Source organism: Paraburkholderia sp. Cy-641, assembly GCF_011752945.1.
GTDB lineage: Bacteria > Pseudomonadota > Gammaproteobacteria > Burkholderiales > Burkholderiaceae > Paraburkholderia.
Genome location: NZ_VWWM01000017.1, coordinates 98,978 through 119,092 on the forward strand (window position 1 = coordinate 98,978; position 20,115 = coordinate 119,092).

Below are 20,115 nucleotides of genomic sequence, written 5' to 3' on the forward strand. Positions count from 1 at the left end.
GACGGTCGTTACCGCCTGCCGCAGCCGCTATGGCTGCTGTAGATAAATACGCGCGAGGCCAGCGGTGATGGCGTCGACGATCTGGTCGGTGCGGTGCGTAATATGAGTGCGCAGCAGCGCCACGCACGCATCGGCGTCGCGTTTGCGCAGTGCCGCAAGGATCTTGCGATGCTCGGCCTGGGTGTGGTCGCGGCCGATCTTCTCCATATTGATCCAGCGGATGAAGCGTATCCGGTGATTGAGATTGATCAGGATGCGCATCAACTCGGCATTGCCGCTCGCCCGCGCGATGCGCTCGTGGAACGCTTCGTCCAGTTCGACCAGATGCGATGCCGACGTGTCGGCCGGCACGCCGGCACTGGATTTGAGAAACGCGTCGATCTCGTCGAGCGCTTCGTCCGACGCGCGCTCGGCGGCCAGCCGCGCGCATTCGGCCTCGATCGCACAGCGTGCTTCATACAGATCCAGCGTTTCCTTGACGTCCAGTTGCCGACGGCTGTAGCCGCGGCCCGATTCGACCAGAAAACCTTCCTGGGCCAGCCGGTAGAGCGCTTCGCGCACAGGCGTGCGGCTCACGCCCAGACGTTCCGCCAGATCGACTTCGTTGAGCCGTTCGCCGGGCTTCAACTCGTACTGGATGGCCATGTCCCGCAGACGGCAGAAAACGTCCTCGGCAATATTGACCCGGACCGGTGGCGTTTCCCGAGGGGCGGCTGTTCGCGGCATGACGTGAGGTGCCCGCAGGCATTATCCAAAGCTGTATACATTAATGAGCCGCGGGCGTCCGGTCAACTTGCTGGCCGCTTCAGAACCGGCGTGGCGCGAGGCCGAGCTGGAACCAGCTGACGAGGCTGTAGATGTCGAACACCGGCAAACCGGTCGCGCATCGTACCGCGTTCGCGTACGGGCACATATTGGTGCACTCCAGTACGATGGCGCCCACGTCCGGATGGTTGCGCGTCAGCGTGATGGCGGCCGTCACGACGTCGCGCTCGGCCAGGTCGCGATCGAGCGTCAGTTCGTTGCCGAGGATGACGCGCGAAAACTCGGCGCCCTCGTCGGTGCCGGCGATCGGCGTATCGGGTGGCACGCCGGCCGCGCTCAGATGGCGCTGCGTGAGGGTCGCCGACGAGATCGTCACGATGCCCACCCGTTTGCCCGGCGCCAGCGTGCGGCCGACCTGGGCGACCTGCAACAGCGAGGAAGTCAATACCGGGACCGGTACGGCTTGCTGGAGCTCGCGCTGGAAAAGCGCGAGGAAGCCGCAGTTGGTGGTGATGCCTTCGGCGCCGAGATCCACCAGTTCGCGCGCGGCGTCGATAAAGCGTTCCAGCGTGCCGCTTGCCTCGCGCAGCACGACGAGGTCGGGCGAGGCACCCTTGACCACCTTGTAGAGCACCGGGAACGGCCAGGTCGTGGCATTGCCCATGTCGCCCGGAATGCGCGGGAAGCGTGCATCCAGCATCAGGATGCCGAGCGGTGCGCCATAGACGGATTTGCCGCCATGGTAGAACCGCTCGGCCGTGCTGGCGGAAGAAACAGCGTGTCTGTCTGAGGACATGGGGTGACTCCGTGTCGGTAAGAGGCGGTGCTTCAGCGGAAGCGGTCGATCGAGTAGGGGGCGAGGTCGATGGCGGCCGGCCGGCCGGCGATCAGACTCGCGACGAGCCGGCCTGTGACCGGCGCGGCCGTGAGGCCGACGTGACCGTGGCCGAACGCATAGACGGCATTGGCGTGGCGGCGGGAGCGGCCGATCACCGGCAGCGAATCCGGCGTACTGGGGCGAAAGCCCAGCCAGCGTGCCATATGCGCGCTGCCGTCGCGTTCGGCGCCGGGTGTCAGCCGTGGGTACATGCGGCCAAGCAGCCGGGCCAGCAGATCGGCGCGGCGCCAGTCCGGCGCGGCGCGCAAACCGGCCAGCTCGACCGTGCCGGCACAGCGGACCCGGCCGTGCATGGGCGTCACCACCACCTTGCCTTCGCCCCACATGACCGGCAGGCGCGGACCGGCCTCGGTCTCCGGCGTTTCGACGTGATAGCCGCGTTCGGTGTCGAGTAGCACGCGGTCTCCCAGCGTTCGCGCAAGCGGACCCGACCAGGCACCCAACGCGATCACCACCGCTTGCACGGGCAGCGTCTCGCCGGTCAGCACGACTTCCGTGACCGCGGAGCCATTGCTACGTAGTCCGGAGATTTCCGCGCGGCGAAACTCCACGCCGCGTGTCGCCAGCCAGTCGGCGATGCGGGTCAGGAACTCGCCCGGATCGGTCAGGTGCGCATTGCCGGGCATCAGATAGCCGCGCGTGAAGACCGGTGCGAGGTCGGGCTCCAGGTCGCGCAGCGCGGCGGTATCGAGCGTCTCGACGGCGATGCCGTGATCGGTTCGCAGGCGTATCGCGCGCTGGTCGGCCGCGTGGCCTTCCGCGGTCGAGTAGACCACCAGGTTGCCGCGATCGTGCAGCAGGTCCCGCGCGCCGGCTTGCGCTGCCAGCGCCTGCCAGGCTTCGACGTTGCCGGCCAGCAGGCGTTGCAAGGCGGCGGCCGAGGCCTCGACGGTCGCGGCATTGCCCGCCCGCACGAAGCTCGTCAGCCACGGCAGCATGCGCGGCAGCCAGGCGGCGCGCAGCACCAGCGGACCATCCGGCTGCAGCAGCCAGCCGGGCACTTTCCGCACCACGCCCGGCATGGCGACCGGAATGATCGACGACGGGTTGATACAGCCTGCGTTGCCCAGCGAGGCGCCGCCCTGTGCCGGCGCCGCACGGTCGATCACGACCACCTCGTAGCCGGCTTCGTGCAGCGCGGCGGCGGCGCATAGGCCGACCGCGCCGGCGCCGAGCACGGCGATTGGCCGGTTGTCTGTCCTGATTGCGTTGTTCATGTTCCGGTGGCCCGTGCGTCGCTCAGCCCATCCACTGGCTGACCGGCGCGGCGGTTTCCTGGAGCGGCTGCGTGATGATGTCGACCAGCGCCGGTCCGCCATGTGCGATGGCGGCGCGCAGCACGGCATCGAGCTGTCCGGGGTCCTCGACTTTCCATGAGGCGACGCCATAGGCGGCGGCTACGCGCGCATGGTCGGTGCGGTCGAAGTCCACGGAGAAATAGCGCTCCTCGTAGCCGGCTTTCTGGCTGGCCTTGATCCAGCCGTAGACGGAATTGGAGAACACGATCATCAGCAACGGTACCTTGTGGCGCACCACGGTTTCCAGTTCGCCGACAGTAAAGCCGAAACTGCCGTCGCCCATGACCGAGACGACCTTGCAGCCCGGGCGCCCGATCGACGCACCGACGCCGGCCGCCATCGAGAAGCCGAGCGCGCCGTGCGCGCGATTGGTGATGAAGTGCCGGCCGGAGTGCGCGGCCGAGAAATAGGCGGAGAAGTAAGGGCAGGGGGTGCCGGGGTCGGCCACCACGATGGCGTCGTCGGGCAGCAGGCGGTTCAGTGCGTCGACCACGCGCTCGGGCTTGATCGGCGTGTCGTTCGACGCGGCCAGCTGCAGGAAGGCTTCCGACTTCGCGTGCCGCGCCGCCCGCGCGAGCGCATGACCGTCGCTGGTGTCGCCGCGCCGTTGCGGCAGACGGTCCCGTACTTCCTCGTTGAGGATTTGCAGCGCCAGCAGAGCGTCGCCCACCATGCCGACCTCGGTGCGGTAGTTGGTGCCGACCACCATCGGGTCCGAATCGATATGCAGGATGGGCACCGACGCATTGGGCACCTTCCAGTGTTCGGTGGAAGTCGAGCCGGCACGGCAGCCGATGATGAGCACGACATCCGCGGCGGCCAGCACCTCGCGGGTGGCGAGCACGCCGCCGTTCGAACCGACGACGCCGACGTTCAGCGGGTGGGTGTCGGCGAGGCTTCCCTGGCCGCTTACCGTGGTGCAGACCGGCGCATTGAGCGCTTCCGCCAGTTTTTGCAGCTCGGCGCAAGCACCGGCGATGACCACGCCGCCGCCGCAGAGTATCACCGGGGTGCGGGCTGACAGCAGATGTTCGGCGGCGCGTACCAGGTCGTCGCGTGCCGGGGCGGTGCGCATGGCCGGAAAGCGGTCGTGACCCGGCTGGGCCCACAGGTCCGGGTAATCCATTTCGTGTTTCTGTACGTCGTACGGCAGGCATAGATGAGCCGCGCCCGGCCGGCCGGTGGTGGCTGCGCGGAAAGCGCCGCGCACCGCGCCGGGAATCTGGTCGACGCGGTCGATGGTGGTGTTCCATTTGGTGAGCGGACGGTATAGCGCTTTCTGGTCGAGCTCGGTCAGCGGATAGCGGCCGCGCGAGCCGACCGAGACGTCGGACGTGATGCCGATGACGGCAATCGACGACTCGTTGGCTTCCACGAGTCCCGGCAGCAGATACGTGGCGCCGCCGCCGCTCGGGCCTTCGCATATGCCCACCTTGCCGGTGACGCGGGCGTAGCCGTCCGCCATGTAGGCGGCGCTACGCTCGTCGCGGGTCAGAATGTGCTGCATGCCGTGATCGAGGCGGTGAAGCGCGTCGTAGAACGGCAGGCTGGTGTCGCCGCACAGTCCGAATATATGTTTGACGCCATTGAGTTGCAGCATGCGCACCATGGCTTCGGCGCCGGACAATTTACTCATGAACACTCCTCTGGACAGGTAGGCTCCGGAGCGTCCCCCGGCGTTTGGTATTCAATACTATATCCAAATTTGGATACATACAAGGATAAGGCGTATCCCTTAGATGTTCGGTTCGCTTGGGTGGGGATGCGGAAACTGCGGGGGCGTGCCGGACTGACGAAGGCGGGCAAAGGCGCTTCGAATTTGACGGGCAAAAGAGATAACTCTGGAATCCGAAGCGTTGGGTCCTGGTAGTCTGCGCGGGAGTCGCCCGTCGCGGGCGCCATGAAGGAAGAGATCAGACGCCTCCGGCAGCAAGGGGGCAGCGCGCGGACTCAAGCGACGAAATTGTCTGCATGACGGGATCGCGTCGATTGAATCGGCGATCCAGCAGGCGACAGCCGCGCTATCGGAGTTGATGTTCGGTTCCGGGAAAACCGGTGCCGTGATGGGCGGGCAGGCTTGAATGATGTGCCGGTCAAGCCGGGCGGGAGACAGCGCGAAGAGCGGTGCCCAACAATGTCTTGATCGCCCGTGGTGAATGGTAGAGAAGGCGTTGCCCGGGACTCGGTTGGTTGTGCGATTCCGCGTGTTGGCGAACGAAGCGATCCGCCTCGCTCTCCAGCCGGCGCGCAATCACGACTCACGACCGATCAAGCCGCAATAAACCGGTGCGATTCAATTTGCCTCAAGACTGCTGATCGTTTTCTTCAGCAACATCATGAGCGTCTCGGTCTCCTCAGGCGTCAGATGAGACGTCCCCCTTTGGTAATGCTTCCATGCAAGTTGCCAAAGGTTCTGATAAAGATCCTCACCGCTTGCGGTGAGCGACAGGCTCAGGTATCGGCTGTCCGATTCCCGCGCGGCGCGCTCGATCAAGCCGCGCTCGTGCAATTGATCGACGACCCGGCTCAGCGTCGGCTGGTCGATCGCGGTTTTCGCCACGATTTCCCGCAGCGCCAATCCCGGCTCGCCGTGCAGCACGGCCAGCGCGCGCCATTGCATGACCGAAATATCGAGCTTGCGCAGGTCTTTCCTGAATTGCAGGTTGAACAGGCTGGCCGCGTGGTTGATCAGATACGGCACGAAGCGGTCGGTGAAGTACGAGGCGTCGGGCGGTATGTCGGCGCGGCCTGTCTTTTCCTGTGATGAATGAGGCCCCGTGCTTTGGGGCGCCGCCGTCGCGCCGCTCTCCTTTTTTCTGCCGCTCGAACGATTTCCCTTTGCCGTATTCATTGCTTTTTCTCCTCGAGGAAACATCCCGCTGGTGGTTTCCGGCCGGTCTTTTCGCAACGCTATGCGCGGCCCGTTGACATGCAGAAATTGGTGGCCTAAGGTGTGTTCACATACATATGAAATTACATGTATTTTCCATGTTTCTGCCGGCTGATGCAACATCGGCACGCTTCGGCGTGATGTCATGCTAACTATTATGGGGACAAAAATGGGGGAAGCAGGTTGGCGCGGCGCTCCCGCCGCGTGGCCGGTCACATTCGTGCCGGGCGCGCCGAGGATCGCTTTTTCGGAGCGAGGCACAGGAGAACTCGTTCTGTTTCTGCACGGTATCGGTGGAAACCGTTCGAACTGGTATCGGCAACTGGTTTCGATCGGCACCTTCGCGCACGCGGTCAGTTGGGATGCTCGCGGTTATGGCGCGAGTGACGACTATGACGGCAAGGTGACGATCACCGACTTCGCGCACGATGTCCTGCGGCTCATCGATCACTGTGGCGCGGCTCGCGTGCATCTGGTCGGGCTGTCGCTCGGCGGGCGCATTGCGCAGCGCTTTACGCTGCAGTATCCGCAGCGCGTTGCCTCGTTGACGCTGGTCGACACGCGTCCGGATACGCGCGACACCCGCACGCCGGAAGAACGGGAGGCTTTTCTCGCTGCCCGCGCGCAACCGCTTCTCGCGGGCAAGACGCCGGCCGACATCGCGCCGGCGGTTGCGCGCGGTCTTGCCGGTCCGAAGATTACGGAAGCCGCGCTCGATGAACTGGTCGCCAGCATTTCGATCCTGCGTACGGACAGCTATCTGAAAACCATCGAGGCCAATCTGAACGACGATTTCGTCGGCGACCTGTCGCGGATCGTCGCGCCCACCCTCGTCATGGTCGGCGAGTACGACACGCTGACGCCGCCTGTGCTGGCGCAGGAACTGGCCGCCAGCATTCCCAACGCGACGCTCAAGGTGATTCCCGAATCGGGTCACCTTTCCAACATCGAGAATCCGGAGCAATTCGATCTGAGTCTGATGCAATTCCTGCAATCCGCTTTCAACCGATCCTCTCGCGTTTCCTGACACATTAAATTAAATCGTCGTTTTCCTGACATAAAAGGATGCTTCGTGAAAATTAAATTAGGTATCTTAATTTATTCGATTTCGATGATCTCGACGAGCGCCTGGGCGCAGAACAGCGTCACGCTGTACGGCATCATCTCGACTGGCATCGGGTATGTGAGTAACGAAGGCGGAAAAAGTGCTGTTCAGATGTTCAGTGGTGCAAATCAGAACAACCGGTGGGGATTGAAGATTCACGAAGATCTCGGCGGCGGGTTTGCCGCAGTCGCCCAGCTCGAAAACGGGTTCAGCTCGACCAACGGCTCGCTCGGGCAGGGCGGCCGGATGTTCGGGCGGCAAGCGTTCGTCGGCCTTGGCAGCGACCGCTACGGCACCGTGACCTTCGGCCGTCAGTACGACATGATGTGGGACTACCTGGACCGCTACGAACCTCAGGCGTTCGGTCCCGGGTTCGGAACCACCTTTGGGGATAGCGACAACGTCGAAGGGAATTTTCGCTACAGCAATTCGGTGAAGTACGTCAGCCCCAATTTCAGCGGGTTGACCTTCGAAGGTCTCTACGCGTTCAGTAACAGCGCGGGCAATTTTTCGCAGAATCAGGCGTGGAGTGCCGGCGCGGGTTATGACAATGGCCGTTTTCGCTTCGCGGCCGCCTATCTGTATCTCGATCGGCCGGGTGTGGGCAATCCCAACGGCGCGGTGACGGACGACTATGCCGGCGCGCCGTTCGCGCTGTTCCATACGAGCCCGCTAAACAGCACGGTCGGCGTCAAGCATCAGGAGGTGGCGGCAGTGGGCGGGCTCTACCGGTTCAGTGCATTGAGCGTCGCCGGCATGTACTCGAACGTGCATTTCACGTATCTCGACAATAGCGGCGTCAACCTGAACAACTTCGACGTGATCGGTCTTTACCAGCTCACGCCGGCCTTGACGGTCTCCGCGGCGTGGCTCTACACGAGCGGCAACTACCAGGGTGTCAGCGCGAATCCCCATTGGCACCAGGGCCAGGTCAGCGTCGACTATTTCCTGTCGAAGCGTACGGACGTATTTGCCTTTGCGAATTATGTGAGAGCGTCCAACGGGCCGCTGGCGCCGGCCGTTATTTTCCAGGCCTCGCCATCGAGTTCGCGTAACCAGCTGCTGCTGCTCGGCGGAATGCGACACCTGTTCTGATCGTTGCCCGATCGTTGCGTTAACCGCCGCGCGGGCGGTCGTGTGCAGGCGGTTCTGATTTGCCGGCTCAAACCACGGCGGCCGTCATGGTCGCCGTTATCTGGAGATTGGTATGGAAGTATCGGAAACGTTGTCTGGAGGCAGGGAACGGTCCGTTTCCCTGCAGGGGCGTGCATTGCAACGCATCGTCATATCGAGCGCGCTCGGCAATGCCCTGGAATGGTATGACTTCTTTCTGTATGGCACCACGGCCGCGCTGGTGTTCGGGCAGATTTTCTTTCCGAAAGGAACGCAGCCGCTGGTTGCTGCGCTGGGTGTTTTTGGCGGCTTTGCCGTCGGCTTTCTGGCCCGCCCGTTTGGCGGCGTGATCTTCTCGCACATCGGCGATCGCTACGGGCGCCGTGCCGCGCTGATCTGGACGCTGACGTTGATGGGCAGCGCCACGTTTCTGATGGGGCTTCTTCCGTCGTACAGCCAGGTCGGCATCCTCGCGCCCATGTTGCTGGTTGCGTTGCGGATCGTGCAAGGGCTCGCGGCCGGCGGCGAGTGGGGCGGCTCGGTGCTGATGATTACGGAAAGCGCGCCGTCCGGCAAGGTCGGTTACTTCTCTGCATACGGGCAGGCCGGCCTGAGTCTGGGTTTCCTGTTGTCGGCCGCGGCGGTATGGCTCGTGCGGCAACTGCCGGAAGCCGATTTCATCGCATGGGGATGGCGTATGCCGTTTCTCGCGAGCATCGTGGTTTTCTGCCTTGGCATTTACATCCGCCGTTTCGTTCCCGAGACCCAGGCGTTCAGGGAACTCGCCGCACGCGGCGGCCGGGCGAAGCTGCCGGTGCTGCAGGTTCTGCGCGAGCATCCGCGAGCGGTACTGACGGCCATGGGCCTGCGGGTGGCGGAAAACGGCAGCTCGTACGTCTTCGTCGCGTTTTCGCTGACCTTCGCGAAGTTCGCGCACGTGCCCGACGGGCAGGTGCTCGGCGCGATGATCCTGTCGTTTGTCTTGCAATTGCCCGTGATCGTATTGATGGGGCGGCTTTCCGATCGCATCGGCAGTCGTCCTATCTATCTGTTCGGCACCCTGACGATGATGGCATTTGCCTATCCGTTCTTCCATTTCGTCAGCACCGGCAGCCCGGCCTTGACGCTGCTCGCGTTTCTACTCGTCAACACGATCAGCTACGCGGCGCTGGTTGCGACACAGCCGACGTTGTTCAGCAGCTTTTTCGGCACGAGCATGCGCTACTCGGGCCTCGCGCTGGGGCATGAGATCGCCGCAATCTTTAGCGGAGGATTGTCGCCGTTCATTGCCACTTCGCTGCTCGTCTGGTCCCACGCGTACTGGCCGGTGGCCGCCTATCTCGTCGTCCTCGGCCTGATTACGACCTTCACGGCCCTGACGATCCGCAAGGGGCCCACCCCCGGCGAGCGAGAATCTGCTTGACAGCGAAGATTAATGACATAACATATGTAAATACATCTAATTGAGGAGACTTCAGATGTCAGCTTCGCAGGTCGAATTTGGGTTCATGATTGCCGCGTCGGACGTCGAGCCGACGCCCGATCTCGAACTGTATCGCCACATGATCGACGATGCCCGTTTTGGTTACGAAGCGGGTTTCCGTACGGTATGGACTCCGGAGCATCACTTTTCGAGCTATTTCCCCACGCCCAGCCCGTTGATGCTGATGTCGAACATCGCGTCGCGCTGTCCGGGTCTGGGGCTCGGTACGATGGTGCTCGTTACGCCGTGGCATAACCCCGTGCGGCTTGCGGGCGAGATCGCGATGCTGAGCCTGATGTCCGACGCGCCGCTCCATCTCGGCCTTGGCCGCGGTGCCGCCCCGCTCGAATACGATGCGTTCGACCTGAAGCTCGAGAATGCGAAGGCCCGCTTCCAGGAAGTCTGGGAAGTACTCGATCTGGCCTTGTCGGGCAAGCCGTTCACCTATGAAGGCCAGCATGTGCGCGTGCCGCTGGAAGTGCGGCTGCGCCCGGATGCACGACGCGAGAACATCAACTTCTACGGCGCGATTGGCAGTCCTGATAGCGCGACGAAGATTGCCGAACTCGGTTTGCCGCCGATTTCCAACGGTACACTGCCTCTGGCCGTGCAGCGGAAGGTGCTGAGCACCTGGCATGACGTCACGCTGCAACGCGGCGGCGATGTGGACGTGACGAAGCCGGTCGCCATCAGTTGCATCATTGCGGACAGCGACGATGAAGCCGAGGCGCTCGCGCGCAAGTACATGCCGCGCTGGTTCGAACTGCAAGTCGAGCACTACCGGCCGGATGAAGGCGGATTCCCGTCGATTCCCGACTATCAGTCGTTCGCGGCTGTTCACGAACGCCGTGTCTCGATGTGCAATCCTGACAATCTCGGGCCCTTCAATCGTCTGCAACTGTTCGGTTCTCCGGCAACGGTCTGTGAGCGCGTGCAGGAATATCTCGACGTCGGTTTCAATCACCTGATCGTGATGGCGGCAACGCCGGGTATCCCGCAGCAGCGCCGGCGCGAGTGGCTTGGCCGCTTCGCGAGCGAAGTGGCGCCGCACTTCTCCGCGGAATTCGCGCAGCGAGCCCGCCTGGCTGAAGTCTGATGGCGAGTTCATCCACGAGAACCCCGTGCTTTGCCATCTGGAGAAAATCATGACGCAGCCATTCGTTCCTCATATCGTCGGCATAGGCGGCACACTCAGATACGGGTCGAGTTCCGAGCGGGTCGTGCGCGCCGTGTTGCGCGAAGCTCAAAGGCTCGGTGCGTCGACGGAAGCCATCGTCGGTCCCGAACTGGTGATGCCGATGTATTCACCCGAAGCCCTGGAGCGCACGCCGCAAGCCGTGCGTTTTCTGGAGGCGCTGCGGCGCGCCGACGGGGTGGTCATCGCTTCGCCCGCCTATCACGGCTCGGTATCGGGACTGGTGAAGAACGCGCTCGACTACACGGAAGACATGCGCGACGACGAGCGCAGCTATTTCAGTCAGCGTGCGGTAGGGTGCGTTGCCTGTGCAGGCGGCGTTCAGGCGGGCGCTTCGACGCTCGCGACGCTGCGCTCGATCGTGCATGCGCTGCGCGGATGGCCGACGCCGCTCGGCGTCATGCTGAACACGTCGCAAACGCTGTTCAATGCCGAAGGCGTCTGTGTCGATGTCGCGGCGACGGAGCAATTGCGTATTATGGCCGGCGAGATCGTTATGTTCGCGAGAGCGAACGCGAGTGCGAGAGAGGAGCGGGAAGCTCTATCCGAAGTGTCTTGCGAGTCGGTCTAGCGGTTCGCGATAGACCGATAGGTCCCGCCGCATTGCACAGCGTATTGCACAGAAATATAGTCAAGATTCCAGATAAAAAAGAGCCGCACGCAAAAGCGCACGGCTCTTCAGAACATCGGGAATAAAGGCTCGGCGAAAGCAGCGCCGGCCCATCATCGCACTCAGCCCGCCGCGACCGTCTGCAATCCGTTTTCCGCGGTCAACGCATCCAGGCTGCCCTGCTCCAGCGACACATTGCGTGTTTCGCGTCCTTTCCACCACCAGAGCGCGGCCGCAACCGGCCCCGGTGCCGCGATCACGAACAGCGTGGTCAGCGCGCCGGCCGGCGTGCCGGTCGAGGAGAAGGCGCTGGTCAGCAGCAGCGGCGTAATCATCGCGCCGACGCGGCCGACCGCCACCGAGATGCCGAGACCCGAAGCGCGCAACCGCGTCGGCAGGATTTCGGAGGACACCACGTAGGCCGAGATATAGGCCCAGGTCACGCCGAACTGGATCAGGCAGTAGCCGATCACCATGCCCGCCAGCGTGTGCGCCATGTAGACCACGAGGATCGAGAGCAGCGTGAAGGTATAGCTCACGAACAGCGAGGAGCGGCGGCCCCAGGCCTCGACCAGAAACGACGCGGTCAGCCCGCCGAGCAGCGCGGCGAGGTTGCCGTACGCGTAGTAGATCGGCATCGACCCGGCCGGCACCTTCATGTACGGCAGGATGACGAGCGCCATCAGCGACAGCACGCCATACACGACCGCCGCCTGCGAGAAGTTCAGTGCGCTCGCGAGGCCGCACGGCGCGCGGTACTTGCCGAGCAGTTCGCCGACGTTGCGCCAGAACATCGGATGGGCCGGCACGATCGTGGTCGGTTCAAAGCGGCGCTGAGCGGCCAGCGCATCGGGGCCCTGCGCGGCTGCTGCGATCCTCGTGACGATCGCCTCGGCTTCCTCGACACGACCCTGCTGCAACAGCCAGCGCGGCGATTCCGGCACCACGCGGCGAATCCAGAAGAAGATCAGCGCCATCGTCGTGCCCAGACCGAAGCCGACGCGCCAGGCGATGCTGGCCGGCAGGTGATTCAGCACGAAGTACGATACGCCCGCTGCGATCAGCGCGCCGAGCGGAAAGCCCGACAGGATCAGCGAATCGGTCCGGCCACGATGCTTGCGCGGGATGAACTCGCCCATCGTGGCGGTGACGGCCGAGTATTCGCCGCCGACCGCGAGCGCGGTCATTGCGCGGAAGAACAGGAACGAATCGAAATTCCACGACACCACGGTCGCAACGCTGAAGAGCGCGTACCAGAGCAGCGTCGCGAGGAACAGGCGCTTGCGGCCGAAACGGTCGGCGAGATAGCCGAATGCGATCGCGCCGACCAGCATGCCGAACACCCAGATGCTCACGGCCAGCGAGCCCTGTGTCGAACTTAGATGCCAGTACGACTGGATGCCGCCGAACACGCTGCCGATGATGTTGGTCTCGAACGAATCGAGTGCCCAGCCCACGCCGAGCGCAGCGATGATGAGCGTGTGGAAGCGTGTCCACGGCATGTTGTCGAGGCGCGCGAGCGCATCGGTCGAGATGGAACGTTGCGTACTCAAGACAATCTCCTGGAGGGGGCAATCGGCGGAACCGATGCGAAATCGAATTTCGGAAAGTGGCTGCGGTTGCCGATGAAGTTGCGCCCGCGCGCGCCGTCGAACGCCTGATCGACGATTGCGTACCATTCGCCTTCAGCGAGGCCGTACGAGCCCGGATGCGTGGCGACGCCGAGCGAGTCGAGAAAGGCCGCGAGACGTGCGGGCGCGGTTTGCGTGTCGCCGAAGATTTCGGCGAGCGCGGCGTCGCAGGCCGGATCGGTGCCGAGCGCAGCCTGCATCACGGCCGGCAGCGTGAACGAGCACGCGATGCCATGCGCGACGCCGTGCGACAGCGTGATCGCATACGAGATGTTGTGAGCCAGCGCGGTACGCGTATTCGAGAACGCGAGACCCGCGCGCAGCGCGCCGAGTGCCATTGCGCCACGTGCCTCGAGGTCGGACGGATGCGCCATCACACGCGGCAACGCGGCCATGATCTCGCGTGCCGCATGGATCGCGAGGCCGCGCGTGACCGGGCTCGCGTGCACGTTCCAGATACTTTCGAGCGCATGGGCCAACGCATCGAGACCGCTCGCGAGCGTCGGACCTTCGGGCAGACCGACCATCAGTTCGGGATCGATCAGGACTGCTTCCGGGTACAGATCCTCGCGCGACAGCGACAGCTTGCGCGCATTGTCCGGGTCCCAGACCGTGGCCCAGCAGGTCACTTCGCTGCCGGTGCCGGCGGTGGTCGGAATCGCGATGATCGGCAGCGGGTTCGCCGTTGCGGGGCCGCCCGCGCTCAGGTAGGCGTAGACCGGGTCGAAGTCGCCGCGCCCGGCGGCCAGCACCTTGGCCGAATCCATGACCGAACCGCCGCCGAGCGCGACCAGCACCTCGGTTTCTTGCGGCAACGCCTTGAGCTGTTCGCAGGCGCGGCGCAGCATGCCGACCGACGGATTCGGCTCGACCGAATCGATGCGCAATTGCGCGGGACCGGCGATCGCCTCGATACGCGCCGAGAGGTCGGCGAACACCGCGTCCGGATAGGTGACGATCACGTAGCGGCGGCCCGCGATGGCCTGGCCGATCTCGCCGAGCGAGGCGGCGCCGAAGCGCACGCGAACCGGGTTGTGGAACTGCCAGGCGCTGTTCACGGACGCTCTCCGGCGGCGAGCAGCGCCTCGATCGCGTCGATCACGGCCGGCAGATCGGCGATGGTATCGATCACGAAGTGCGCGCCGGTCCGTTCGAGCTTCGCGCGCGCGGGCGTCAGATGCGCCTGCTGTTCGGCGGGGCTCAGCGCGGTCCACTCGGCGAGCGACAGGCCCACTTCGTTGCCGCTCGCGGCGATGCCGACCGCCCACATGCCCGAGGCCAAGCCGGCCAGCAGGCCGGTCGGGCTGTCGTCGACTACCACGGCGCCGCGCACATCCGGCGTCGCGAGCGCGAGTGCGTTGGCGAGGATCATGTCGGGGAACGGCCGGCCGCGTGCAACGTCGCTGACCGTGCTGACGAAGTCGGGCTTGTAATTGCGTTCGGCCGCGAGCGGAATCAGGTTCTTCATGACTTCGCGCGGATAGCCAGTGGTGCTGCCGACCGCGATGCCGCGCGCGCGCAGATGCGCGATGGTGTCGATTGCGCCTGGGATCAGGTCGGCGTATTTCGCGACGTTGATTTCGTCCACACGCAGGAACTCCTTGTACAGCGCATCGACGTCGGCTTCGTTCGAGGCGTGGCCGGTGTGCGCCTGCCAGCGGGCCTGCACGTCGGCCTCCTTGAGGATCAGCGCGATGTGCTCGCGCTTGGCCGCGCCCATCGGCGCGCGCGCTTCGGCGATCGTGACCGGCACGCCGGCGTCGGAGAAGACCTGACGGAACGCCTCGACCGGGGCAATGCAGCCGAAGTCGAGCACGGTGCCGGCCCAATCGAAAATGGCAGTGGTAATCGGACCGCGGTACTGACGGTGCGACGCGTTCGAGGTCAGTAGACTGGGTTGCATGGCGGTGTCCTTTTTGAAGAGGGCTGATGAGTCCATGCAGAATAGATTTGTCGCGTGACGCTCGTATGATCGAAATACCGGGTTGAATTCGTTGAATCAACCGAAAAAATTGATCGATTGGCCGTATAACGCGTATACGGATACGTGCGTTGCTCGCCGTCGTGCGGGGCTATTGGGCGTGGGGGTGGCGTGCCCGGCGGCCGCGCGGTAAATCGCGGGCCTCGGGCGCCATGCGTGTTCGCCGCCGCGGGACAGCGGCGAACCCGTGCACGGCGTGCGGAATGTGCTGAAGATTGATGCGGCGGGGAGATATCACATCGTCGGCCATCGGCATGATCGATGGCCTGTCGCGCTCAAGGGTTCCGGTCAGAGCCGGCATTCATTCCCGATAAGCGTGAGTGTGAGCGTGCTGCGCAAAGTCAGGAATGGTTTTTCAACGACGGGGCCGGCTGTCAAACAGCAGTTCGATCAGCGAATCGGCGGTATGCCGCAGCCGCTTGGGGTCCTGGTACACCCGTTCGATCACCACGATTCCGCGCGTCAACGTCAGGACCAGCCGCGCGGCTTCCGCGGCCGGAATCCGCAGGTGCGCCGTTTTTTCGACCTTCGATAGCCGCTCCAGCAGAATCGTCTCGAAGTCATCGAGCAGCGACTGGATCGCCTCGCGTATCGGCGCATCCATGTCCTGCGTCTCGACCGCGGTCTTGGTGCTGAGGCAGCCGCGCGTGGGGGCATCCGCAGCGATGGTCGTCGTCATCGACGTGATGACGCAGTCGAAGAAACTCTGCAACGCGTCGCGGACCTTCGGCTTATCGAGCGACCGGCGGATTTGCTGCAGAAAGCGCTCCCGGTACAGATCGAACACGCGCAGGAACAGCGTTTCCTTATCGCCATAGGCGTTGTATAGCGAGCCCCGCTGGATCCCCGTGGCGGCGGCGAGATCCTGCATCGTCGTCGCGGCAAAGCCCTTCTGCCAGAAGAGCGGAAGAGCCGTTTCGAGGGCTGCGCCCTCGTCGAACTGGCGAACGCCTGCCATGTCTTGCTCCGTGTCGTGAATCGGTATCCAGTCTGAATTTAATCTCATTCTTGACGTTGATGTCAAGTTTGTCTAGAGTGTCAAAATTGACGATGATGTCAAAGACTGGTGGAGGCTTGGCTATCCGCCGGATTTCTTCCGCTTGCAAAGACACATTCATGACTTCCATGACAGGTTCACTCACGCCGGCGCAGATCGACCGAAGGCTCGTCTCGCGCTATATCTTCGCGGGGCTATGCGCCAGCCTCGTGAGTATCGGGCTGGCCCGCTTCGCTTTTACGCCGCTCATTCCGGAGCTCATTCGCGCGCACTGGTTTTCGACCGCGAGCGTGATCTATCTTGGCGCGGCCAATCTGGCGGGCTATCTGTGCGGCGCGCTTCTGGCCCGTCCGTTGGGCAGCCGGTTCGGCAAGGAGCGCACGCTGCGCGTGATGATGCTGATCATTACGGCCACCTTTCTCGCGTGCGCCTTTCCGTTGTCGGTCGGCTGGTACTTCGGCTGGCGAGTCCTGTCGGGCATCGCGGGCGGCGTGGTGATGGTGCTGGTCGCCGCCACGATTCTTCCGCACGTGCCGCCGGCGAGCCGGGGCATGGCGAGCGGTGCCGTGTTTCTCGGTCTGGGGCTCGGTATCGCAGGGTCGGGAACGCTGATTCCACTGCTGTTGAAACTGGGGCTGGCCCAGACCTGGATCGGTCTCGCCATCGTCTCGGCCATCCTGACGTCGGCGAGCTGGTTCGCGTGGCCGTCGGCGCGCCTCTCGTCGGAGACGCCCGCTCGGGGCGCGGACAGTCGGGCCTCGCGCGCGCATTTCGGATGGCGCGTCAATCTCCTGTACGCCCAATATGCGTTGATGGCGGCTTCTGTCGTCGCGCCCATGGTGTTTCTGGTCGACTTCATCGCGCGTGGGCTCGGCATGGGCACGCATGAGGGCGCCATCTTCTGGGTGCTCTACGGGATAGGCGCCATTGCCGGTCCGCCTCTCTATGGCTTTCTCGCGGACCGGATGGGTGCCCGGGCGGCCATCGGACTGGTATCGCTTGCGCAAGCCGTCGCATTGGCGAGTGTTTATCTGACGGGGAACGTGCCGGCACTCGGTGTGTGTGCCGTTGTCATCGGCACGTTTGCGCCGGGTATCGTTCCGCTTGCGTTGGCGCGCATTCATGAGCTGGTGCCGAAGAATGCGCATCGACAGAACATTGCGTGGAGCAGGGCGACGATTCTGTCGGCCGGGGTCATGGCGGTTTCCGGCTACGCGTTCTCGGCGCTATTCAACGCAAGCGGCGGCAACCATCGCCTGCTTTTCCTGGTGTCCGCCTGTCTGGTGATGATGGCGCTGGCCTGCGAACTGGCGAACGGGTTCAGGTCCGCGGCGAAGGGGGCCGCCTGACGAGGCGGCGCGAACAGGCGGCGCGGCTTTCACATGGAAATTGGAGAGGCTGCGCTCATGCGGAGCCAGATGCAGAGCCGAAAAACGAGGGCTCGCGATTCAGGGCACACGGGGCTTTATCGCACCTTGTTTTTCCGGCCCTTTGAAGAACTTCGTTATTAATCGGCTGTGTATACCCGGCGTTTCCTGATTCAGAAGCTAACTCAGGAAACGCCAGGCATTGTCCGCACATCAGCAGCCAAAACGGAAATCAAAAAGATCCACCCAACTGCCGTAGCCAGTGAGCGCCCCTCAGGCGATCCCACCCATGCACAGGTATTTCATCTCGAGATAATCGTCGATCCCGTACTTCGATCCTTCACGGCCGAGCCCGCTTTCCTTCACGCCGCCGAAAGGCGCGACCTCGGTGGAGATCAGACCTTCGTTGATGCCGACCATGCCGTATTCGAGCGCTTCGGCAACCCGCCAGATGCGGCCGATGTCGCGACCATAGAAATACGATGCGAGGCCGAACTCGGTATCGTTAGCAAGGCGAATCGCTTCTGCTTCGCTCGTGAAGCGGAACACCGGTGCAACCGGGCCGAACGTTTCCTCGCGGAAAATCTTCATGGCCGGCGTGGCGTCCGCGAGCACCGTCGGCTCGAAGAACTGCGCGCCCGCCGCATGACCGTTGCCGCCGACGACGACCGACGCACCGTGCGCGAGCGCATCGTCGACGTGCTCGCGGACTTTCGCCACCGCGTTGCCGTCGATCAGCGGCCCGATCTTCGTGGCGGCATCGAGGCCGTTGCCGACCGTCAGCGCCCGAACCGCCACGCCGAGCTTCTCGACGAACGCATCGTAGACGCTGTCCTGCACGAAAAAGCGATTCACGCACACACAGGTCTGCCCCGCGTTGCGGAACTTGGCGGCGATCGCGCCCGCGACGGCCGCATCGAGATCCGCGTCGTCGAAAACGATGAACGGCGCGTTGCCGCCCAGTTCCATCGACGTTTTCTTGACGGTGGCCGCGCATTTCTCGAGCAGCACCTTGCCGATTTCGGTCGAGCCGGTGAACGAGAGCTTGCGCACGACCGGATTGCGGCACAGTTCGTCGCCAATCGCGGCAGCGTTGCCCGTCACGCAGGAGAGCACGCCGCGCGGCACGCCCGCGCGCTCGGCGAGCACGCACAGCGCGAGCGCGGAGAAGGGCGTTTGGCTGGCGGGCTTGAGCACGATCGTGCAGCCGGCGGCCAGCGCGGGACCGATCTTGCGCGTGAGCATCGCGGCCGGGAAGTTCCACGGCGTGATCGCCGCGCATACGCCGATCGGCTGCTTGAGCACGACGATGCGGCGGTCCGCCGTATGCGCGGGAATCGTATCGCCGTAGACGCGCTTGGCCTCCTCGGCAAACCACTCCAGAAAGGAGGCGGCATAGAGGATTTCGCCGCGGCTCTCGGCCAGCGGTTTGCCCTGCTCGCATGTCATGATGGTGGCGAGGTCGTCCTGGTTGTCGAGCATGAGCTCGTACCAGCGCCGCAGAATGGCCGCGCGTTCCTTGCCGGTCTTCGCCGACCAGGCCGGCAGCGCCGTCCGTGCGGACTCGATGCAGTGACGGACCTCGGTTGCGCCAAGACGCGGCACTGTGCCGATCAGCAGATCGTTGGCGGGATTGGTCACGGCAATCGCCGACGAGGCATCGCCGGCGTGCCATTCGCCCGCTATGAAACAGGCTTCGCGCAGCAGCGAAGGGTCGCGCAAAGGCGGCAGGGCCACCTGATTTTCTGACATTCCAGTCTCCATGGAACAATGACAATTCGTTCGGTCAGGCTGCCGCGTTCTGGCGGCGTGGCCTGGCGGGACTCCGCGCAGGCGCGGGCAGGTCGGTGGCTGCCGGTTCATCGGCGGCATCCCGTTTGGACTGTGAGTCCACCAGGATGCGGATCACCGCCTGGACGTGTTCGACGGACGCCCGTTCGGCCGCCGCGCCGTCTTTGGCCTCGATCGCATCGAGCAGTTTCTTCATTTCCTTGAACGACGCCTTGTCGCGGCCCGGCGAGCGGATCGTGTGTGCGCGCAGCTGGTTGATGCGCGCGTTCAGCGTCTCCGCGAGCTTCCACGCCACCGTCTTGCCGCCGCTCCCGAACATGTACTCGTAGAACTGGCCGACCTTCAGCAGGACGTTGTCATAGTCCTTGTTGCGGAACGCTTCCTGTACCGCATCGAGTATCAGCGAGAGATAGGCGACGATTTCCGGCGTCGATTTTTCGGCGCAGGCGCGCGCCGCGCTGCCTTCGAGCAGCGCGCGAATCTCGTAGATCTGGATGGCCTCGTCGAGGTCGACCTTCTTGACCACGGGGCCGAGGTTCGCAATGTTCTCGACCAGCCCCTCGGTTTCCAGATGCCTCAGCACTTCGCGCACGACGGTTCTGCTCACGCCGAGTTCGTCGCATAGCGGTCGTTCGACCAGTCGTTCCCCCGGCAGAAAATGCGATTGCAAGATGGCGTTGCGCATGCGCTCGAGTGCGAGTTGCCGGAGCGTTTTCACTTCGCGTTCGATACGCAGCGATTTTTTCTCAGTCGTCATAGCTTGTTCCGTTGTCCCGGTACGGCGGCATGCCCGCTTCAGTTATCCATCATGCAGGCCGCTTGCCCGCGTAGCAAGGAAGCTTACCCAGGGTTCTTCCCTAGTCGAAAACTCCCCACGGCGTTTTCAATTGACTATAGCATGGTATACCAACATAGATGCTACAAGAATATGGAATCGCATATTCTTGTCGAGTGTGGCGTAAGACCGGCGCGCAGCTGCGCGGCGCAGTGC

The 20,115-nt window shown here is 63.8% G+C and carries 17 protein-coding genes; 6 read left to right on the plus strand and 11 right to left on the minus strand.

The genetic code is table 11. The features are described 5' to 3' along the window. Positions 1–27 precede the first annotated feature (27 nt). The 5 genes from F3J20_RS11495 to F3J20_RS11515 form a co-directional block, all read right to left on the minus strand. Complete coding sequence (locus F3J20_RS11495; RefSeq protein ID WP_167048580.1) at positions 28–726, minus strand: GntR family transcriptional regulator; 699 nt, start codon at positions 724–726, stop codon at positions 28–30. Positions 727–805: 79 nt separating this feature from the next. Further along, the gene (locus F3J20_RS11500; RefSeq protein ID WP_167048582.1) at positions 806–1,561 is read right to left on the minus strand and encodes an aspartate/glutamate racemase family protein; all 756 of its coding nucleotides are present in this window, start codon (positions 1,559–1,561) and stop codon (positions 806–808) included. Positions 1,562–1,593: 32 nt separating this feature from the next. Beyond that, complete coding sequence (locus tag F3J20_RS11505; protein ID WP_167283395.1) at positions 1,594–2,880, minus strand: FAD-dependent oxidoreductase; 1,287 nt, start codon at positions 2,878–2,880, stop codon at positions 1,594–1,596. Between the two features lie 22 nt (positions 2,881–2,902). Continuing rightward, positions 2,903–4,597, minus strand: coding sequence for a thiamine pyrophosphate-binding protein (locus tag F3J20_RS11510; RefSeq protein WP_167048586.1), 1,695 nt, complete (start codon positions 4,595–4,597; stop codon positions 2,903–2,905). Positions 4,598–5,254: 657 nt separating this feature from the next. Continuing rightward, on the minus strand, positions 5,255–5,974 hold the full coding sequence (locus F3J20_RS11515; RefSeq protein ID WP_167048588.1) for a MarR family winged helix-turn-helix transcriptional regulator: 720 nt from the start codon (positions 5,972–5,974) through the stop codon (positions 5,255–5,257). 46 nt (positions 5,975–6,020) lie between these two features. Between F3J20_RS11515 and F3J20_RS11520 the strand changes: the two genes are divergently transcribed. The 5 genes from F3J20_RS11520 to F3J20_RS11540 all read left to right on the plus strand — a co-directional run bounded on the left by F3J20_RS11520 (position 6,021) and on the right by F3J20_RS11540 (position 11,318). Beyond that, the gene (locus F3J20_RS11520; RefSeq protein WP_167048590.1) at positions 6,021–6,878 is read left to right on the plus strand and encodes an alpha/beta hydrolase; all 858 of its coding nucleotides are present in this window, start codon (positions 6,021–6,023) and stop codon (positions 6,876–6,878) included. 45 nt (positions 6,879–6,923) lie between these two features. Beyond that, a complete protein-coding gene (locus F3J20_RS11525) occupies positions 6,924–8,051 on the plus strand; it encodes a porin (RefSeq protein ID WP_345889870.1) in 1,128 nt (375 codons plus the stop codon). A gap of 175 nt (positions 8,052–8,226) precedes the next feature. Next, a complete protein-coding gene (locus F3J20_RS11530) occupies positions 8,227–9,492 on the plus strand; it encodes an MFS transporter (RefSeq protein WP_240162759.1) in 1,266 nt (421 codons plus the stop codon). A 55-nt stretch (positions 9,493–9,547) separates the two neighbouring features. Next, positions 9,548–10,648 (plus strand): LLM class flavin-dependent oxidoreductase, encoded by a 1,101-nt coding sequence (locus tag F3J20_RS11535; RefSeq protein ID WP_167048593.1) that lies wholly within the window; start codon positions 9,548–9,550, stop codon positions 10,646–10,648. A gap of 49 nt (positions 10,649–10,697) precedes the next feature. Further along, positions 10,698–11,318, plus strand: a complete 621-nt coding sequence (locus F3J20_RS11540; protein WP_167048595.1) for an NAD(P)H-dependent oxidoreductase — start codon at positions 10,698–10,700, stop codon at positions 11,316–11,318. 161 nt (positions 11,319–11,479) lie between these two features. Here the strand turns inward: F3J20_RS11540 and F3J20_RS11545 are convergent, their stop codons facing one another. The 4 genes from F3J20_RS11545 to F3J20_RS11560 form a co-directional block, all read right to left on the minus strand. Next, a complete protein-coding gene (locus tag F3J20_RS11545; RefSeq protein WP_167048654.1) occupies positions 11,480–12,859 on the minus strand; it encodes an MFS transporter in 1,380 nt (459 codons plus the stop codon). A 47-nt stretch (positions 12,860–12,906) separates the two neighbouring features. Continuing rightward, complete coding sequence (gene psrA, locus F3J20_RS11550) at positions 12,907–14,046, minus strand: iron-containing alcohol dehydrogenase PsrA (protein WP_167048597.1); 1,140 nt, start codon at positions 14,044–14,046, stop codon at positions 12,907–12,909. After that, the gene (gene phnX / locus F3J20_RS11555; protein ID WP_167283396.1) at positions 14,043–14,891 is read right to left on the minus strand and encodes a phosphonoacetaldehyde hydrolase; all 849 of its coding nucleotides are present in this window, start codon (positions 14,889–14,891) and stop codon (positions 14,043–14,045) included. The genes psrA and phnX overlap by 4 nt, the downstream gene beginning before the upstream one ends. 433 nt (positions 14,892–15,324) lie before the next feature. After that, positions 15,325–15,927 (minus strand): TetR/AcrR family transcriptional regulator, encoded by a 603-nt coding sequence (locus F3J20_RS11560; protein WP_167048601.1) that lies wholly within the window; start codon positions 15,925–15,927, stop codon positions 15,325–15,327. A gap of 158 nt (positions 15,928–16,085) precedes the next feature. On the opposite strand from F3J20_RS11560, the gene F3J20_RS11565 reads away from it, so the two are divergent. Next, complete coding sequence (locus F3J20_RS11565; protein WP_167048603.1) at positions 16,086–17,315, plus strand: YbfB/YjiJ family MFS transporter; 1,230 nt, start codon at positions 16,086–16,088, stop codon at positions 17,313–17,315. A 291-nt stretch (positions 17,316–17,606) separates the two neighbouring features. On the opposite strand, the gene F3J20_RS11570 is transcribed toward F3J20_RS11565, so the two are convergent. Together F3J20_RS11570 and F3J20_RS11575 are read right to left on the minus strand one after the other, a co-directional pair. Next, positions 17,607–19,085, minus strand: a complete 1,479-nt coding sequence (locus F3J20_RS11570; protein ID WP_167048605.1) for an NAD-dependent succinate-semialdehyde dehydrogenase — start codon at positions 19,083–19,085, stop codon at positions 17,607–17,609. A 34-nt stretch (positions 19,086–19,119) separates the two neighbouring features. After that, complete coding sequence (locus F3J20_RS11575) at positions 19,120–19,881, minus strand: GntR family transcriptional regulator (RefSeq protein ID WP_167048607.1); 762 nt, start codon at positions 19,879–19,881, stop codon at positions 19,120–19,122. Positions 19,882–20,115 lie beyond the last annotated feature (234 nt).

Bases quoted from the DNA above. Each gene is read 5' to 3' on its own strand.
- F3J20_RS11495 (WP_167048580.1), bottom strand. From the start codon at position 726: ATGCCGCGAACAGCCGCCCCTCGGGAAACGCCACCGGTCCGGGTCAAT.
- F3J20_RS11500 (WP_167048582.1), bottom strand. From the start codon at position 1,561: ATGTCCTCAGACAGACACGCTGTTTCTTCCGCCAGCACGGCCGAGCGG.
- F3J20_RS11505 (WP_167283395.1), bottom strand. From the start codon at position 2,880: ATGAACAACGCAATCAGGACAGACAACCGGCCAATCGCCGTGCTCGGC.
- F3J20_RS11510 (WP_167048586.1), bottom strand. From the start codon at position 4,597: ATGAGTAAATTGTCCGGCGCCGAAGCCATGGTGCGCATGCTGCAACTC.
- F3J20_RS11515 (WP_167048588.1), bottom strand. From the start codon at position 5,974: ATGTTGCATCAGCCGGCAGAAACATGGAAAATACATGTAATTTCATAT.
- F3J20_RS11520 (WP_167048590.1), top strand. From the start codon at position 6,021: ATGGGGGAAGCAGGTTGGCGCGGCGCTCCCGCCGCGTGGCCGGTCACA.
- F3J20_RS11535 (WP_167048593.1), top strand. From the start codon at position 9,548: ATGTCAGCTTCGCAGGTCGAATTTGGGTTCATGATTGCCGCGTCGGAC.
- F3J20_RS11540 (WP_167048595.1), top strand. From the start codon at position 10,698: ATGACGCAGCCATTCGTTCCTCATATCGTCGGCATAGGCGGCACACTC.
- F3J20_RS11545 (WP_167048654.1), bottom strand. From the start codon at position 12,859: ATGCCGTGGACACGCTTCCACACGCTCATCATCGCTGCGCTCGGCGTG.
- phnX (WP_167283396.1), bottom strand. From the start codon at position 14,891: ATGCAACCCAGTCTACTGACCTCGAACGCGTCGCACCGTCAGTACCGC.
- F3J20_RS11560 (WP_167048601.1), bottom strand. From the start codon at position 15,927: ATGGCAGGCGTTCGCCAGTTCGACGAGGGCGCAGCCCTCGAAACGGCT.
- F3J20_RS11565 (WP_167048603.1), top strand. From the start codon at position 16,086: ATGACTTCCATGACAGGTTCACTCACGCCGGCGCAGATCGACCGAAGG.
- F3J20_RS11570 (WP_167048605.1), bottom strand. From the start codon at position 19,085: ATGTCAGAAAATCAGGTGGCCCTGCCGCCTTTGCGCGACCCTTCGCTG.
- F3J20_RS11575 (WP_167048607.1), bottom strand. From the start codon at position 19,881: ATGACGACTGAGAAAAAATCGCTGCGTATCGAACGCGAAGTGAAAACG.